13 protein-coding genes are annotated in these 18,236 nt (G+C 53.7%); 10 read left to right on the top strand and 3 right to left on the bottom strand.

Annotated features, from left to right (window positions below):
• The first annotated feature begins 34 nt into the window (after positions 1-34).
• The gene (locus tag ACFSW8_RS04125) at positions 35-1,051 is read left to right on the top strand and encodes a glutamine synthetase beta-grasp domain-containing protein (protein ID WP_377088846.1); all 1,017 of its coding nucleotides are present in this window, start codon (positions 35-37) and stop codon (positions 1,049-1,051) included.
• Between the two features lie 420 nt (positions 1,052-1,471).
• Positions 1,472-2,509: a helix-turn-helix domain-containing protein gene (locus ACFSW8_RS04120; RefSeq protein ID WP_377177529.1), complete on the top strand. Its 1,038-nt coding sequence runs from the start codon at positions 1,472-1,474 to the stop codon at positions 2,507-2,509.
• Here the strand turns inward: ACFSW8_RS04120 and ACFSW8_RS04115 are convergent.
• Entirely contained in the window at positions 2,506-2,727 is a 222-nt protein-coding gene (locus tag ACFSW8_RS04115) for a DUF1653 domain-containing protein (RefSeq protein WP_377088842.1), read from the bottom strand. The two genes, ACFSW8_RS04120 and ACFSW8_RS04115, sit on opposite strands and share 4 nt — an antisense overlap.
• 131 nt (positions 2,728-2,858) lie before the next feature.
• Here ACFSW8_RS04115 and mfd point away from each other — a divergent pair, with 131 nt between their 5' ends.
• The 3 genes from mfd to ACFSW8_RS04100 all read left to right on the top strand — a co-directional run bounded on the left by mfd (position 2,859) and on the right by ACFSW8_RS04100 (position 7,833).
• Positions 2,859-6,050, top strand: coding sequence for a transcription-repair coupling factor (mfd, locus tag ACFSW8_RS04110; RefSeq protein ID WP_377088841.1), 3,192 nt, complete (start codon positions 2,859-2,861; stop codon positions 6,048-6,050).
• A 74-nt stretch (positions 6,051-6,124) separates the two neighbouring features.
• Complete coding sequence (locus ACFSW8_RS04105) at positions 6,125-6,298, top strand: hypothetical protein (RefSeq protein ID WP_377088840.1); 174 nt, start codon at positions 6,125-6,127, stop codon at positions 6,296-6,298.
• 551 nt (positions 6,299-6,849) lie between these two features.
• Positions 6,850-7,833 carry a peptidylprolyl isomerase gene (locus tag ACFSW8_RS04100; protein WP_377088837.1) on the top strand — a complete coding sequence of 328 codons (984 nt, stop codon included), beginning with the start codon at positions 6,850-6,852 and terminating at the stop codon, positions 7,831-7,833.
• Positions 7,834-7,904: 71 nt separating this feature from the next.
• Here the strand turns inward: ACFSW8_RS04100 and ACFSW8_RS04095 are convergent, their stop codons facing one another.
• The gene (locus ACFSW8_RS04095; RefSeq protein WP_377177527.1) at positions 7,905-8,786 is read right to left on the bottom strand and encodes a phosphoenolpyruvate hydrolase family protein; all 882 of its coding nucleotides are present in this window, start codon (positions 8,784-8,786) and stop codon (positions 7,905-7,907) included.
• Between the two features lie 132 nt (positions 8,787-8,918).
• On the opposite strand from ACFSW8_RS04095, the gene ACFSW8_RS04090 reads away from it, so the two are divergent.
• The 3 genes from ACFSW8_RS04090 (at position 8,919) to ACFSW8_RS04080 (ending at position 14,380) form a co-directional block, all read left to right on the top strand.
• Positions 8,919-9,812: an AraC family transcriptional regulator gene (locus tag ACFSW8_RS04090; RefSeq protein WP_377088835.1), complete on the top strand. Its 894-nt coding sequence runs from the start codon at positions 8,919-8,921 to the stop codon at positions 9,810-9,812.
• 34 nt (positions 9,813-9,846) lie between these two features.
• A complete protein-coding gene (locus ACFSW8_RS04085; protein ID WP_377177525.1) occupies positions 9,847-10,758 on the top strand; it encodes a LamG-like jellyroll fold domain-containing protein in 912 nt (303 codons plus the stop codon).
• 160 nt (positions 10,759-10,918) lie between these two features.
• Entirely contained in the window at positions 10,919-14,380 is a 3,462-nt protein-coding gene (locus tag ACFSW8_RS04080) for a PVC-type heme-binding CxxCH protein (RefSeq protein ID WP_377177523.1), read from the top strand.
• A 297-nt stretch (positions 14,381-14,677) separates the two neighbouring features.
• Here the strand turns inward: ACFSW8_RS04080 and ACFSW8_RS04075 are convergent, their stop codons facing one another.
• Positions 14,678-15,466, bottom strand: coding sequence for a LamG-like jellyroll fold domain-containing protein (locus tag ACFSW8_RS04075; protein ID WP_377088830.1), 789 nt, complete (start codon positions 15,464-15,466; stop codon positions 14,678-14,680).
• Positions 15,467-15,563: 97 nt separating this feature from the next.
• Between ACFSW8_RS04075 and ACFSW8_RS04070 the strand changes: the two genes are divergently transcribed.
• Together ACFSW8_RS04070 and argH are read left to right on the top strand one after the other, a co-directional pair.
• A complete protein-coding gene (locus tag ACFSW8_RS04070; protein WP_377177521.1) occupies positions 15,564-16,748 on the top strand; it encodes a substrate-binding domain-containing protein in 1,185 nt (394 codons plus the stop codon).
• 98 nt (positions 16,749-16,846) lie between these two features.
• Entirely contained in the window at positions 16,847-18,199 is a 1,353-nt protein-coding gene (argH, locus tag ACFSW8_RS04065) for an argininosuccinate lyase (RefSeq protein WP_377088828.1), read from the top strand.
• Positions 18,200-18,236: the final 37 nt, after the last annotated feature.

Raw genomic sequence — 18,236 nt, 5'->3', positions numbered from 1 at the left:
ATCTCTCTAAAGCAGAACATAACATATCACAATTATGGCTAAATACAGACTCGATTACGTTTGGCTCGACGGTTACACACCAGTGCCAAATCTCCGCACTAAGTGCATGATGCGCGAATACACAGCATTCCCAACTCTCGAAGATCTTCCTGAGTGGGGCTTCGACGGTTCCTCCACACAGCAAGCTGAAGGTGGCGACTCCGATTGTATCCTTAAGCCAGTGGCTCTCTATCCAGATCCAACTCGCGTAAACGGCGTTCTCGTCATGTGTGAAGTTATGCTTCCTGACGGCACTCCACACCCATCTAACTCACGTGCTACTATCGCTGATGACGAAGGCACATGGTTCGGTTTCGAGCAAGAGTACTTCCTCATGCAAGACGGCCGTCCTCTCGGTTTCCCAGTTGGCGGTTACCCAGAACCACAAGGTGAGTACTACTGCGGTGTTGGCTTCAAGAACGTTGGTTCTATCGGCCGTGAAATCGCTGACACTCACCTCGACCTCTGCCTTGAAGCAGGCATCAACCACGAAGGTATCAACGCTGAGGTTGCTTCCGGTCAGTGGGAATTCCAAGTATTCGGTAAGGGCTCCAAGACAGCTGCTGACCAAATCTGGATGGCTCGCTTCCTCCTCCTCCGTCTCTGTGAAGAGTACGAAGTTGACGTTGAGTGGCACTGTAAGCCTGTTAAGGGTGACTGGAACGGTTCCGGTATGCACTGTAACTTCTCCACTGAGTACCTCCGTGAAACTGGTGGTAAGGAATACTTCCTCAAGCTCATGGACGCATTCGAAGAAAACTGTGAAGAGCACATCGCTGTTTACGGTCCTGACAACGACCAGCGTCTCACAGGCCTCCACGAAACTCAGTCCATCGACAAGTTCTCTTGGGGTGTTGCTGACCGTGGTGCTTCTATCCGTGTACCACACAGCTTCGTTAAGAACGACGCATACAAGGGTTACCTTGAAGACCGTCGTCCTAACTCACAAGGCGACCCATACCAAATCGCTTCCCGCGTTATCAAAACTATCCAGTCCGTACCGACTGCATAATCTCATACGCGAAAGAGATTCTTTCACCAAACCGACAGGGCTGTCCCTGTCGGTTTTTTTCTTCCCCCCACACAAAAAAAGCCAGTAGCTACACTCTACTGGCTTTCTCTTGCACACCTTGATCGGCACAAACAAAAAAGATAGGCTCGAGCACTAAACCATGGGCTGGTCTAGGAATCCAGCACACTCTCAGCCATCTCGGGGGCAAATCGCTAAGAGCATTGGGGGGATTTGCATGATCTCAGTGCTCGAACCATTGGGAGGTCATGAAATCATAGCTACAGTGTAACAAACTCCCCCCTGAATTGCTTGGCATTATGTCTCAAACTCAATGCACTTTGTCTCACCTTCCACACTCGCCCCCTCTAACGCCTTGTCAAACCACTCCCAATTCCTTCTAATCAACTTCTCTCCTCTCTCATGGACAGCATCCCCCGCACTACTTTCTCCACCGACCTTGTCGCCGCGGAAGACCGATACGATGTCTTTCGCGACTCTATCTCTGTGCTCTTCGATATCGAAGCCAAAGAAAAGTCCAACATTGGAGAGTTCGAGGCTCACCTTGATGCCTTCATGTTCGACCAAATCATGCTGGCTCGCACCCGCTCCAATGCCGCCCAGTACGTCCGCACCCAAAAAGCAATCAACGCTGATGGCATCGACTCCATCATGGTCCAACTCTTTATCAAAGGGGAAGTCGACTTCCGCGCTGGCAAAATCCGCACAGATGTTCAGGCGGGTGATATCGCTATCTTTGACCTCGCCCGCCCGATAGATAATTTTAACACCGACTTTGACAACCTCTCCGCCCTCTTCCCCCGCGAGCTCATCGAATCCTATATCCCCACCGCAGGAAAATGGCATGGCCAAGTCCTCCCTAGGAACCGCCCCATGACCCGACTCCTGCGTAACCACATGCTATCGCTCTACCAGATAGGACCGCAAATCACTAACGAGTCCTGCGCCAGTATCCAGCGCTCACTCCTCGACCTCACCTCCTCAGCATTCCAACACGCATCAGATATCCTCCCCGCAACCGCAGAAACCCTCCCCGCAACCATCCTCATGGAGATCAAAAAACATATCCGACTCCATCTCGCCTCACCCAACCTCTCTCCCAATTCCCTCTGCCAAGCCTTTAGCCTCTCACGCGCCCAACTCTATCGACTCACGGAACCACTCGGCGGAATCAGTAACTACATCCGCGACCAACGTCTCAAGCGCAGCTTCTCAGACCTCCAAAACCCAGAGTTCCTCCATCATTCCATCGCTGAAATCGGGTACAAATGGGGCTTCTCCGACCACGGCTCCTACACCAGAAGCTTCAAAAAATACTTCGGTCTCCCACCGAAAGAAGTCCGTGAAATGCGCCACCTCAACCACCAAATCAATAAACCATCCACCAAAGACGACATCGATCGCAACTACGAAGACTGGGTCCGCTCACTCTCGATCTAATCGCCAAGATAACAGAAGCGCTCCACTTTCACTCCATCGCGCTCGATAGTCTCCAAAAACATCTCTAACGGCCGAATCCACAGGCCCTCACCCTCCTCATACAGAGGCTTATAAATCACGTAAGGCGCATCCGTCTCACTACAGCGTGCCACATCTACCACCTCATAAACATTGCCTTTGAAATGGCGATACCTTCCCTTTTGCAAGACTCTTTGCATGCCAAAACCATAGCCTAAACACCAATCAGCTCACGCCTAAAATACCAATTTCCTCAAAGCTCCTGAGTGATCCTTGCACCCTTCCCCCAGCTGTGCTAATTCCCCCTACCAAACCGTGCTCCTAACTCTCTTTGAAGAAAAAGCCTACACCTCCAGCACCCGGTCTCTCACACGCTCAGACCCAATGCGCTCCAGCCTCCTGGATCGAGCAAGCTCGTGCACATGCTCCCAAAACTCTGGGCCCCGTCGAAAATGCTGCAGCCGCCTTCCTCACCGCACTCATTGCCCACCCCTACGCCAAGTCTCATCCCACCGGCCGCATCTGGTTACTTTCACCATTGCCACGCCTCCGTGAACGCCTCTCTGATGAACTCCCACTCTGGGGAGTGCACGCCCACCTCCTAAGAGCCATCTCCCAAGCCGATCGCTCCAGCGAAATTGCAGACCCTGAGGCCCAGGCCGAACGACTCGCTGAACTCCACGCCCTCAGCAGCCCCCCACACACTCAAACTCCAGAAGTCGTCCTCCTCGCACCTGAAACTCTCGACGAAGCAGCTCCATCCCCCGACTCCCTCGCCGCCACCCGCCTCAACTTCACCCTCGGCCAAGAAGTCGATATCGACACCCTCCTCGAAGACCTCACAAAACAAGGCTTCGAACGCGTAAGCCAAATCCATAACCGTGGCCAATTCGCCCAACGCGGCGGTATCCTCGATATCTACACCTGGCAAAATCCAGACCCAATCCGCATCGAGTTCTTCGATATCGAAATCGATTCCATCCGCGCATTCGACCTCGATACCCAAACCTCACGCAAAAAACTCGAGTCCGTCGAACTCGCTGTCACCGACCCCGATAACTCAGCAACGCTCGCTGATTTCCTCAGCCCCGATGACGCCATTGTCAGCCTCGACGAATCCCCACACCCGCAAGCACTCTTCCACTTCTCACCCGCTGCTCCCATCCTCGCAAATGGAGAAGCTGACTTCTCCACAGCCCTTCACGGCAGCCCACTCGGCGCCTTCGAAGCTGGTGACTTCGTCCTCCAAGAATCAAAACGACACGCCTTCCACCAACAAATCGCCGAGTGGAAAAAAGACCATTGGCAAATCCACCTCGTCTTCGCCAATGCCGGCGAAAAAGAACGCTTCGCCGAACTCATGGGCGACGCGGTCTTTCAATCCATTGAAACCTGTCGCGGAGAGCTCGCCCAAGGCTTCACCTTCCCCGCCGCAAAACTCGCAGTCCTCTCCTCCGCCGAACTCTTTGGCCGCTACCAAAACCAACATGCTCGCCGCGCCAATAAACTCGACCACCAACGCCGCGCACGCGCACAAACCAACATCGAGGATATCAACGAAGGAGACCTCGTCGTCCACTCCGAATACGGGATCGGCCGCTTCGATGGCATCGAAACCAACGAAGATGGTGAAGAGGAAATCCATATCGTATACCGCGATGGCGCCATCCTCTCCGTCCCCATCGACCAATCCCACCTCCTAGCCCGCTACGTCGGCATGGGCGGAAAAACACCCCAACTCTCGAAACTCGGCGACGCCAAATGGGCAAAATCCCGCCGCGCCGCCGAAAAATCCATCCTCGATTACGCAGCCCAACTCCTCAAAATCCAAGCCGAACGCCAAACCCAACAAGGCAATGGCCACCCACCCGATACCAAGTGGATGTGGGAGTTCGAAAATTCCTTCCGCTTCACCGAAACACCCGGCCAACTCGAAGCCATCGAGGACACCAAACTCGACATGGAAAATGGCAAACCCATGGACCGCCTCATCTGCGGTGACGTCGGCTTCGGCAAAACCGAAGTCGCCATCCGCGCCGCCTTCAAGGCTGTCACCGGCGGCAAACAAGCCTGCCTCATGGCCCCCACAACCGTCCTCGCAGAACAACACTGGCGCACCTTCCGCGAGCGCATGTCCGACTACCCAATCCGTATCGACCTCCTCAACCGCTTCCGCAAACCCTCAGAAATCCGCGAAACCATCAAAGGCCTCGCCGATGGCTCCGTCGATATCGTCATCGGCACCCACCGCCTTGTCTCCGATGATATCCAATTCAAAAACCTAGGCGTCGCCATCGTCGATGAAGAACAACGCTTCGGAGTCAGACATAAAGAAAAATTTAAAGAACGCATGCGTGGTATCGACATGCTCACCCTCTCAGCCACCCCCATCCCACGCACCCTTTACCTCTCCCTCATGGGCGCGCGCGATATGTCCACCATCGATACGCCCCCCCCCAACAAAGTGCCTGTCCAGACCTCCATTTGCGCCTACGATGAACGCATCATCCGCGACGCCATCCAGCGCGAACTCAAACGCGGCGGACAAGTCTTCTTCCTCCACAACCGGGTCCAAACAATCGACCTCATGAAAAAGAAACTCCTCGACCTCGTCCCCGAGGCTCGCATCTCCATCGGCCACGGCCAAATGGATAAGGAGGAGTTAGAAATTGTGATGCGCGACTTCGTCAATGGTGACTCCGATATCCTCCTAGCCACCACTATCATCGAGTCGGGCATCGATATCCCAAATGCCAATACCATCCTCATCGACCGCGCAGACCGCTTCGGACTCTCCGACCTCTATCAGCTACGCGGACGCGTTGGCCGCGCAGGCGAAAAAGCCTACGCCATCCTCCTCCTTCCTCGCGAAATGATCACCACTGGTGATGCCCGCAAACGCATCAATGCCATCAAACAATACACCGCCCTTGGCTCTGGCTTCAAAATCGCCATGCGTGATCTCGAAATCCGTGGTGCAGGCAACTTGTTAGGAACCAAGCAATCCGGACACATCGCTGCCGTCGGCTTCGACCTCTACTGCCAACTCCTGCGCCAGTCCATCGACCGCCTCCGTGGCAACCACGTCCACGCTCGTATCGACGTCACCCTGCGTGCCGACTTCCTCACCTTTAACGAAACCGAGTTTAACCACGCCTCACAAGACACAAACCTCCCCTCATACATCCCCGCCGCATACATGACCGAACCCACCATGCGCATCCGCGCATACAAACAACTCGCAGAGTCCGTCAGCGAAAAAGAACTGCGCCGCATCGGTGACGACTGGAAAGACCAATTCGGCCGCCACCCAAAACCCGTAAAGTTCCTGCTCCAAGCCACAGCACTCAAACTCGCCGCCGCCAAGGCAATGATCACCTCCATCGAGATCCAAGGCCAGCGCCTCATGCTCACCCGCAATGGGAACTACATCATGCTCGATGGATCACGCTTCCCCCGACTCACAGAAGCCACCCCAGCCAAAAAACTCAACGAAGCAATTAGCCTCCTTAAAACTATCTAACCGCATCATCAATCACTACACAATCCTCACCGCTTTGTAGTAGGCATCCAGCACACAGCCTGTACCCTCAAACTATGAGCCTATTTGATGTCTTGTTCCCCGAAATTGCCACCGCCTCCCACCTCAGAACGATTGCTGAAACCAATTCTCTAAGAGCAAACCAAGCACGTATCCAAACCGAACGAGCCAATATCCTCGCCCGAGCTAATACCATTGAGCGAATCGGAATGGACGAATGGTCGGAATAAGCTTGTAGAATATCAAGGCGGAGTGAAGGAGTGATGTGGGCATCACAACTGAATGACAACGATGACATTCTGTAAGATAATCCGATATACTCTAAAATCGCGAAGCGCAAACTTCACAAGACTCAACCACACTCCATTCGTCTATTCCGAGTCGAGAGATGGTATAAATCCCGCAACAACGAACAACGCATCCAAGCTCTCGAAAAAGAACTCGCCCAGTCCACTCTCGTCATTGAAGCCCTCACCGAGCTACTCCACGAATCCGGCATCTGCACCCGCCAAACACTCGCAGATCGCGTCTACGCCATCGACGCCCAAGACGGCTCCCCGGACGGGCAGATCACCAAACCCCAAAAACAACCCTTCGTCGCCAAACACCACACCGATGACCCAGTGAGGAAGAAGTTGCACTTCCCCCAAGATTCATAGTACAGTCTCCCAGTTCTGCGACAGCCCTGTCACAGGATTCTTGTGTCAAGAAAGACGAATAGGTCTTTTCTTGTCGCTCATTTCGCGGTACACCGCGCTTAAAGCATTCCTGCAAATCGCTTATGAAATTTCTTCTTCCTCTTCTCCTTGGCATCGGACTCGCTATCTCCGCTTCAGCAGCCGTTGAACTCAATGGAATCGCCGCCAAAGTCAATGGCCGTGTCGTAACCAAAAATGAAGTCGCTTTCGCCCTCGCCCCACTCCGCGCATACCTCTCCACAAAATACCCGCGAAAAACCCCCAGCTACTACAAAGAACTCGAAGAGGCTCGTACCAAAATCCTCGATGAACTCATCGAACGTGAGCTCGTCCTCCATGAGTTCAAATCAATCGGAGCTCAAATCCCTGAACATATCATCGACTCCGAAATCCGCCGAAAAGTCCGTAACGACTACAACAATAACGTCGGACTCTTCCGCGAAGAACTCCAATCTAAAGGCATTTCCTTTAAAAAATACCGCGAGCTCATCCACAGACAGCTCATCGTCCAGGCCATGCGCTCCCAGCAATTCTCAGATACCCCACCAGCAACTCCTGAGGAAATGCGCAAAGAATACGCCAAAATCAAACCCGACCTGCGCGACACAACCAAAGATAAATGCGACTTCCAAAAGATCTACATCCCTAAGGTCGATGAAGACAACCTCCTCGCTACCCCTGATAGCCAACTCGAACTCACTGAAGAAATCGTCGAGAAGCTGAAAGCCGGTGACGATTTCGCCGAACTCGCCAAAGCACATTCCAAAGATGCTTGGGCTGAAGATGGCGGCCTCCAAGAAGATATCGACCGCATCGACCTCTCACCAGTCATCGCCACCATGATCTTCGAAGAACCTACAGGCTCCGTCATCGGACCACTCGAAGACGGCGGCGGCTACCATATCATCGTCGTCAAAAAGAAAACCCTCGGCCCAGCTCCCGGCATGTCCGACCCCGATGTCCGCAAAATCGTACGACGCAACGTCGAACGTGAAAAATCATCTGCTAAATACAAACGCTGGATCAATGGCCTCAGACGTAAAGCCATGATCGATCGCAAAATGTAGTACCACTCACACCCACAAAAAAGCCCAGCTCACTCAACGAGCTGGGCTTTTTTTATCGAATCAAAACCACCCTAAACCCCAATCGGACCAGTAGCCCCCAATGGGATGCGCTTGAATTCCCGGGTCAACTCCGTGATGGAATCCTCCACCCCCATCCGCTCCAAGCTAGACGCCCCCACAAATCCCACAGCATCCGTGCGCTCATTCACATAAGCTGCATCCGCAGGTGTGCTAATCGGCCCGCCATGAGTGAGAAAAAGAATATCATCCCGCACCGACCGAGCTGCGTCGATAATCTCTTGAGTCAACTTCACGGCATCATCCATCGAACAAACCGCCCCAGTCACCCCAATCGATCCCCCAATCGTCGTCCCAGCATGCGCAATAATCGAGTCGGCTCCCGCCTTCGCCATCTCAACTGCTTGCTCAGCACTCGTCACATACACCGAGGTAAAAAGATCCATCTTGCGCGCTAATGCCACCATCTCATATTCCTTCTCAAAGTGCATTCCAGTTTCCTTCAACACATTCCCAAAATGCCCGTCCACCAAGGTGTGTGTAGGAAAATTATTCACTCCTGAAAAGCCCATCGCCTTCACCTGCTGCAACCAATGCCACATCCGCCGCCTTGGGTCCGTCGCATGCACACCACATAAAACCGGAATCTCATCCACCACAGGCAATACCTCATACTCGCCAATCTCCATCGCCACAGCATTCGCATCTCCATAGGCCATCAAACCAGCCGTCGAACCATGCCCAGCCATCCTGAAGCGCCCTGAGTTATATATAATCAAAAAGTCGGCACCTCCCTTCTCGATAAACTTTGCAGAGATTCCGGTCCCGGCTCCCGCTGCTATGATCGATTCTTCGCGTGCAATGGTCTTCTGAAGCCGCTCAATGACTTCCTCTCTCGTGTAGGGGTTTCCCCTTCCTGTCCATGGATTTGGCATAATAATTCTTTTTGGTTTACCCACCCATTCCTACGCCCGCCGCTCCCACACTCCAGAAAATCTCCTATCACCCCCTCCACATCTCCCATTTCTAAATCCACATTTCTAGCACAGCTATGCTACTCTCATTCCATGGATGCTCCTAATACTGAGGATAAACCACTCCAAGAAACCCACATTTGGGGACAGAAAACCCAGCTTTCCTGCGCCCGCGCCCACAGCGATGACCCCCGTGAGTGGCTCCGCCCACACCCAGTCGCCCCCTCCCTCACACACTACCAAATCGAGCACCTCGGCATCATGCACGCCCATTCCCCCTACCAGGTCGTCCGCATGAACCAAAGTGGTGCCTTCTTCCTCGTCACCACACGAGGCTCAGGTCGCATTCTTGTGAATGGCCAATGGCACACCTGCACCCCTGGCGAAGCATGCCTCCTCCCCGCATACAATACCAATGCCCTGCGCTGCGATAACCAATCCCCCTGGGAATTCTGCTGGGTGCGCTACCACCACCCCGAAGGGCAAACCCCTCTCATCCACTCAACCCAAGCCCTCGTCGCCCCCTTCCCACACATCCCTTTCCTCACCGCTATCCAAGGACTCCTCGAGGAAGCTAAATCCCCAGATCGCCTCGCCGTCACCCAACAATGGTCCCAACTCGTCCACATCTACGTCAGTGAGTTCATTACCTCCCACCAACACGACGACCGACTCTGGAAACTCTGGTTCGCCGTCGAAAAAAATCTCGAGCTCGACTGGAACCTCGACTCCATGGCCCGCATCTCATGCATGAGCGCCGAACACCTCAGACGCCTCTGCAAAAGCCAATACGGTCGTAGCCCCATCCAACAACTCCGCTGGCTGCGCATGCAACGCGCTGCAGAAATGCTCCTCACCACCGAATTCAAAATCGAATCCATCGCCTACGATGTCGGCTATAAAAACCCCATCGTCTTCAGCGCCGCATTCAAAAAACAATTCGGAACCCAACCCTCCCAGTTCAGATCCCAAAACATCCACCCCTAACTTTTTATTGAGTGTGGATCTCCCAATACCTCTCGTGGATTCCTCTACACGAGAGATGCTCGCCTACCACCACCCAGCTGATGCTATGAACGAATACGCGGATCACTCCGCATGCACAGACCCATCAGAATATGAAAAGACATATATCCCCACCCTCATCACAAGCCTCTTCGTTGCATCGCTCTCTCAAGCAGCCACACTCTCCCACCGCTATAGCTTCACCAACGACGCATCCGATGCCGTCGCCGGAGCGGATCTCACCCTCAACGGGGCTGCCACCATCAATGCTGGTGCACTCTGCCTCCCTGGCAATGGCACTCGTATTCATAACGCTTCAGCCAATGGCTCCTCACTCACCACACTTGCCACAACCATCACCACAGCCAGCGCGATCACCATCGAAGGGTGGTTTACCATGGACGGAGCTGGTACCAATGAATGGAGTAAGGTCTTCATGGCTGGCAATGGATCTAACAACAACTTCCTAGCCATGACTCCTCGCCGCCAAGGCTCAGGCTTCATCGCCCTCACACAAGGAGCCGCCAATGGCATCGAAGGTGTAGCCGCCTCCACCAAACAAACCAACTTTGATGGCTCTACCTTCTACATGGCCTCAGTTTGGGATACGACTACCGATACGATCACTCTCTATCACCAAGGGAGCGGGGACTCTTCCCCAATCGCCTATTCAGCCTCGCTCAAAGGATTCCTGCTCAGCGACCTCAACCTCACCGAGCTCTACCTCGGCTCCGCCGTCCACTTTGGCGATGACGACTACCAAGGCTCAATCGATGAATTGCGCATCTGGGACGGAGCTCTCACCCAGTCTCAGATCTCCGCAAACTTTGCCGCTGGCGCCGACACCATCGCTGTTCCAGAGCCCAGCACATTCCTCCTGCTCGGACTCAGCGCGCTAACCACCCTCACTCGCCGACGTCGCGCCTAGTCATAACTGAACCTTCCCCCCAACCAATTTTGATCAGCTCAGAGCTGACACCACACCAGAACTTCACTAAAGTAGAAGAATCCTCATAGCCTATAGCAGGATCCACATTTTCTTGAGACAGCGAAAGAGCACATGCCTACTTAACGCATCCATTACTATCATGAAGACCGCTCGTAGTTATTCACTTTTTACAGCCCTACTCCTGCTCTTGGCATGCTTTCTATTGCCTCAAAAAAATACACATGCCGACAACTCTAGCTCCAAGCTTGAAGACGCAGACGCATCACCGCGTCGACTCGAAGTGCTCTTCCTCGGCTCACGTGATGGCTCCCATAAACCCAAACACCAGTTCCGCACCATCCGCCGCGCCCTCGGACCACGGGGCGTCAACTTCACCTATACACAAGATCTCAATGACATCACCCCCAACTTCCTAGCTCAGTTCGACGCCCTCTTACTCTACGGAAATCACGATAAAATCGCACCCGCCCAAGAACAAGCGATCCTCAACTATTCCCATAACGGAGGCGGCTGCGTCTTCCTCCACTCAGCCTGCGGCTGCTTCCGTAATTCCGATAAGTTCATCGAATTACTCGGAGCCCAATTCGCCTCCCACGGCAAAGGCGTCTTCACCCCCAAAATCACCGACCGCAACCACCCCATCACTGAAAAACTCAACGAGTATACCGTCTGGGATGAAACCTACGTCCACAAACGTATCAACCCAGATAAACGCGTCCTCATGAAACGCGAACAAGAACCCTGGACCTGGGTGCGCACCAATGGCAAAGGACGCGTCTTCTACACTGCCAGCGGACACGATGACCGTTGCTGGACCCACCCAGATTACCAACAACTCGTCTTCAATGGCATCAAATGGGCTGTCGGTGAAACACTCTCCAAACAATTCGAACAACTCCAACTCCCACTACTCCAATACACCACCCCACCCGTTAACATCATCCAAGGTAAGCAATGGAAAGATGAACCACAAGATAGAGGCATCCCTAACAACCAACTCCAACTCCCCCTCTCTCCCTCTGAATCCCTCAAGCTCGCGCAAGTCCCCGTCGACATGAAGCTCGAACTCTTCGCCTCCGAACCCATGGTCATCAACCCCATCGCCATCAACTGGGATCGCACCGGCCGCCTCTGGGTCGTCGAAGCCTACGATTACCCCAATAGCTTCGTCATGAACTCGCCAGGTCTCGATACCATCAAAATCCTCGAAGATACCAATGGCGACGGAAAAGCAGACACCTCAAAAACCTTCGCCTCAGGACTCACCATAGCCACCTCCGTCCTCCCCATCGATAACGGCTGCATCACCACCGACGGAAAAAACATGGTCTACCTCGAAGATACCAATAACGACGGCAAAGCCGATAAACGCCACATCATCTGGTCAGGGATCAACCTCTACGACACCCATGCTTGCGTCTCTAACATTCGCCTAGGATTCGATGGCTGGATCTACGCCACCGTAGGCTACTCAGGTGTCAAAACACAAGTGGCTGGAAAATCCCACCACCTCAAACAAGGACTCTTTCGATTCAAGCGTGATGGCTCCGCATTCGAATCCCTCCAAGGCACTACCAACAACACCTGGGGGCTCAGTTTCAATGAACAAGGTCGCCCCACAGGTTCCACTGCTAACATGAACCCATCATGGTATCTCGGCATTCCTAATAGATTCTACCAAAGCTCCAGCATCAAACCTCAAAAAACGCCCAGAGCTGACCATAAAAATAAAATCTACCCCATCACCTTCGACTACCTCCAAGTCGACTGGAAAGACCACTTCACTGCCGCCGCCGGCCATACCATCTACACCGCACGCCTCTTCGACAAAACTTGGTGGAACCAACGCGCCCTCGTATGCGCCCCCACTGGCAAACTCGTCTCAGCAGCCCGCCACACCCCCACAGGATCAGGCTTCAGCTTCTCCCACTCAGAATACAATATCTACGCATCCGCTGACGCGTGGTCCGCTCCCGTCGCCGCAGAAGTAGGCCCCGATGGCGCCATCTACATCGCGGATTGGTACAACGCCATCGTCCAACATAACGTCTACGGTGATGATCAAGAAAAAGGGAAAGGCAATGCCTACATCACCAATTTTCGTGATCGAAAACACGGCAGAATCTATCGCATCACTCCCAAAAATGCCCAACCCCACGCCTCACCCACTCTAGATTCACTCGAGAACGCCATCACAGCACTCGACCACAGCAACATGTTCTGGCGCCAACAAGCTCAAGAGTTCCTCCTCAACCATGGAAGTAAGGCCATCCCTCACCTTAAAAAAATAGCTCAAACAAACTCCCCGGGCAGTCTGCACGCCATCCATACTTTGGGCCAGCTTGACACCCCACTCGACTTCATCCTCGAAAATGACGTGCTTCCTAACAGTCACCTTGCTGCAGTGCTCAAATACCTACCACCATCTAGCAGCAAATCTGTCCAACTCTTAAAATCTATCGAAAGCCGCTCCCCCTCAGATGCGCTTGCCACCCTACTCTATAGCTCCACAGTACCAAAAACCCCAGAGACCCAGTCCCAACTGCGCAAGTCCCAAAGCATACTCCAAAACCAAATTGCTAAAGACCCTCTCCTCAAACGCGCCCTCATGCTCGCCAGAGAGCATCACGGACTATCAGAAGCTATCACTACCGTTGCCATCCCCCGCGTCCCCCTCTCCCTCAGTGCCAAACGCGGTGAAAAAACATATAAAGCCACATGCATCGCTTGCCACCAACCAGATGGCGAAGGCACACCCTCTGTCTTCCCCCCACTCGATACCTCTGACTGGCTCAGCCGTGACCCAGAACACGCCATCATGGTCATGCTCCACGGCCTCAGTGGCCCCATCACGGTGAATGGAAAAAAATACAATGGCGTGATGCCCGCACATAACTCCCTCAATGACCAAGAAATTGCCGATGTCCTCAACTACACGCGCAACGCCTTCAGCCTCCAACTCGGTGATATCCCCACCAAGCTCGTCACACAAACCCGTTCAAAGTACGCAGACCACTCAGGTGCCATCACCACCCAATCACTCGAAAATATCCACTCGCAGCCGATCCTCACCAAAAACAATATCACCCTCACCGGTGGCAAATCATCAGCCCAAGCCAACACAAATAATTACCTCAATCTCCCCAAATACTCCGCCAGCAAAGCCGCCAAACTAGGCGTCAAAGGTAACCTCACCATCGACACCCACTTCACCCTAAATAAAAACCACCAGTGGGCCCAAGTCTGGAGCTTCGGCTCTACCCGCGGCGGCGAGGGAGTCTCAGACTCAGGACTCGACTACATCGCTCTCATCCCCAAAGCAAATTCAGGTAAACTCCGCCTCACGGCCAGACATAAAGGCAAAGAAGTCTTCATCGATTGGAAACCTCTCGAACTCAATAAAGCCTACCATGTCCGTGCCCAATACACCCCCAACGCCTTCCACCTCATCGTAAATGGAAAAAAAGTGGGCTCCCAAGTAATGCCGAATAAACTTCAGTTAGAATCTCTCCCCGACTTCAATTGCTGGCTCGGACGTTCCCTCTTCAACGACCCGCTCTTCGCCGGAAAAATCCATTCCTTCTCACTCTACGACTTCTAACACCATTGAGCGAAACGGAATGGACGAATGGTCGGAATGAGCTTGCAGAATATCAAGGCGGAGTGAAGGCCTCCCGCACGCGCGGGACAACTGAATGACAACGATGACATTCTGTAAGATAATCCGATTTACTCCAAAATCGCGAAGCGCACTCTTCACAAGACTCAACCACACTCCATTCGTCTATTCCGAGTCGAGAGATGGTATAACCCACCCAGTTCTTCGTAGACTGGCCACCACAAAAAAGCCCCTACCGCATCGCGATAGGGGCCAACGAGTAGAGAATGAAAAGAGCTCTTAGCCTTGACGTTTTCTACGAAAAACTAATGCCACAGCACCGAGACCTAACAAACTGACGCTCGTAGGTTCTGGTACAGCAACCACAGAATTTACCCCCCCGAGTGCCGCCACTTCAGCAGCGCTAAGCGCATCGTCATAAATCGCAACCATGCCTATATCCAGTGAGTTGTTCTCGCCATTCTCATCGGCAAAAAGTAATACCTTGGAAGTATCTAAGGCATAACCACCGTCTACTCCCGGAGCACTATGTGTGTGGAATAACGACCCATCAATGTACGTTTCATAGCTGCTGCCCGCTTCCACCGAGATAACCAAACGCATCCAGGTGTCCGCTGCCATTCCCGACCCAGTATACGTGATCGTAGTACGCCCTAGGGTGTTATTGGAACTGCGCGTGAAATACTCAGCGTCGTTAGAGTTTGTCAGATCAGTCTGATAAAATGAGCGCCACGCTCCAGCCGCTGGCCGCTTCACATCAAATACCAATGTGTATGCATTCGTGAAACTCCCCCCACCATTAGCACCAATCCCGTGAGTCGCCGTCAGATGATTCCCCACGCCCTGAGTCGTCGTAATCACTCCCGTCAATGAAGTGGCCCCACCATCTGCCAAACTTGCAGAATATGTCGGAGCCGATCCATTAATTTCTAAGTCAGTCCCCACAGTCGCCTCCCCCAAATTCCCCGCGTTGTTAAATTCCCATAAGCCCACTAACTGAGCTGCCGACATCGGAAGCGCCGTCGCTAACAGCACTCCACCTACTAAAACCGATGATTGTTTTTTCATAGCAAGCCCATCATGCACAAGCACTCACAATCCCACAATGGGCGCAACGCAGAGATTCTTGGCAAAAACGCAAAAAACCGCCACCCTCATCACCAGCATGACCCCCAAATTAAAAAAAGTCGGCGTCCGCCTCCCCGACTGGACAAGCGGCTACGCCTCACGACTCTTCGAAGGCTTTCTCGACTACTGCCGAACCCAAAGCCCTTTCGAATTCCACTTCGATCACCCGAGTGGGGGAGATATCGAACCCAGCCCCATCGATGCCCAGTGGCGCGGTGACGGCCTCCTCGTCTACCGCCACACCAAAGAAGAAGCACAAGCCTGGAAGAAAGCTGGAATCCCCGTCGTCAACCTCAGCGCTGAAATTCCCACTCCCACCCCAGACTTTCCACGCGTCACCATCGACAACCACGCACTCGCCATCCTAGCCCACGAACACCTCGCCGCTCTCGGACTGCGCCACTTCGCCTATGTCCACGAATCCACGCGTCTCTACTCCAGTATCCGCCTCGCCTCCTTTAAAGAACAAGTACTCAAACACCACGGACACTTCCACCAGATCGACATCCCCGCCTCAGCCTTCCCCCACGCAACACGCCCACAACAAATTGAAAAGCTCCTACGCCCCGCTATTGAAGACCTCCCGCGCCCATGCGGCATCCTTGTTAAAGACGATATCGCCGGTGTCTGGACTGCACGCCTGCTCAAGTCCCTCGGCATTGCTTGCCCCCAAGAAATGCCCCTCCTAGGCATCTCAGATGACATCCTTTTTTGCCACACCACCCAACCACCCCTCAGCTCCATCCCATACCCGGGAAGGCTCATCGGCCACGCCGCAGCCAAACTCCTAGATAGCCTCATGCAGCGAGAGACCATCCCCCCTGAAACTTGGCTCACCCTCCCACCAGCCCCTATCATCCCCAGAGAATCAACCCACCACGTCACCCTGCCTGACCAACTCGTCTCAGACGCCCTCGCCTACATCCGCAAAGCCAGCCACTCGCGCCCCGTCCATGTCTCCGAACTCGCGAAACACTTGGGCGTCTCTCGCGAAAGCCTCCGCCAACGCTTTATCACCGCTCTCGGACATAGCCCCAAAAAAGAAATTGAATCCATCCGCTGCCGCCTTGTCACCGAAAAACTTCGCACCACCGATGCCACACTCGATGCCCTCGCCAGCGAATTCGGATTCACCGCCGCAGATGAAGTCTGCCGCTTCGTAAAACGACTCACCGGCCAAACCACCAGCCAAATCCGAAAACTTGCCGCCCAAAGCGATTAGCCCCATATCGCCCCCGGCAAAATCCCCGCTCGCACTTTCTTAACCCATTTCGCACTTATCACTTCACACCCATCCCATTGTCTTCTAAGACACCCCTCATGTGGAAAGGACGTTTCTCAAAAGCTACAGCAGACCTCGTACAACAATACGGAGAATCCATCTCCTACGATTGGCGCCTCTATAAACACGATATCGCAGGCTCCATCGCTCATGCCCGTGCCCAAGTCAAAGCTGGTATCCTCACCCAAGACGAATTCCAACAAATCGAAGCCGGCCTCCGAGCAATCGAAAAAGACATCGACGCCGGTAACTTCGATTTCTCCATCGAACTCGAAGACATCCACATGAATATCGAGTCGGAACTCACCAAACGCATCGGCGCAGCCGGCGGAAAACTCCACACCGCCCGCTCCAGAAACGACCAAGTCGCTACCGACACCCGCCTCTACTGTCGTGAGGAAATCGACACCATCACCACACAGCTCAAAGAGCTCCAAGCCGCGCTTCTCAAAAAAGCCGAGCAATACGCTGATGCCGTCATTCCCGGATACACCCACCTCCAACGTGGCCAACCCGTCACCGTAGGCCACCACCTCCTCGCCTACGTCGAAATGTTCGCCCGCGATATCGACCGCCTTGCCGATGCCCGCAAACGCGTCAATGTCTCTCCACTCGGATCCGGCGCTCTCGCTGGATCAACGATCAATCTCGACCGCCAACAAATCGCCGAAGAACTAGGCTTTGATAGAGTCACAACCAACTCCATGGACGCGATCTCTGACCGCGACTACATCATGGAGCTCCTCTTCGACTTCGCACTCGTTGGCACCCACCTCTCCCGCATCTCCGAGGACCTTATCCTCTGGTGCTCCAGCGAATTTAGCTTCGCAACACTCTCCGATGCCCACACCACCGGCTCGTCCCTCATGCCTCAAAAGAAAAATCCAGATGTCTGTGAAATCACGCGTGGCAAATCCGGCCGCCTCTACGGCAACCTCGTCTCCCTCCTCACCGCCGCCAAAGGACTACCACTCACCTACAACCGAGACCTCCAAGAAGATAAAGAACCTCTCTTCGACTCGATCGACACACTCAAGATTGCCCTCGCAGTCAATGCCGAGATGATTGCCGATATGACCGTCAATGTCGAGGCCTGTGAAGCTGCAGCCTCTGACCCCATGCTCCTCGCAACTGACCTCGCCGACTATCTCGTAAAAAATGGGGTCCCCTTCCGCTCAGCCCACGAACTCGTCGGCCAAGCCGTTGCCGTCTCCGTCGAATCAAAAACCCCCCTCGACAAAATCGACCTCAGCAAAATCTCCGAACACTACGGTGCCGATGCCAATGCCGTCTTCTCACTCGAGACCGCTCTCAAAGCGCGTACCAACCCCGGTGCCCCAAGTATCGAAAACGTTAAAGCCGAAGTCGCTCGCTGGAAACAGTCACTCTAACTTTTTGAACTTAGAGTCCCTCTAACCAGTTCATTCA

This window comes from Rubritalea tangerina, from assembly GCF_042683245.1.
Taxonomy (GTDB): domain Bacteria; phylum Verrucomicrobiota; class Verrucomicrobiia; order Verrucomicrobiales; family Akkermansiaceae; genus Rubritalea; species Rubritalea tangerina.
The sequence above is the reverse complement of the archived record's forward strand: the minus strand, read 5'-3'. Positions and strand labels throughout refer to the sequence as shown.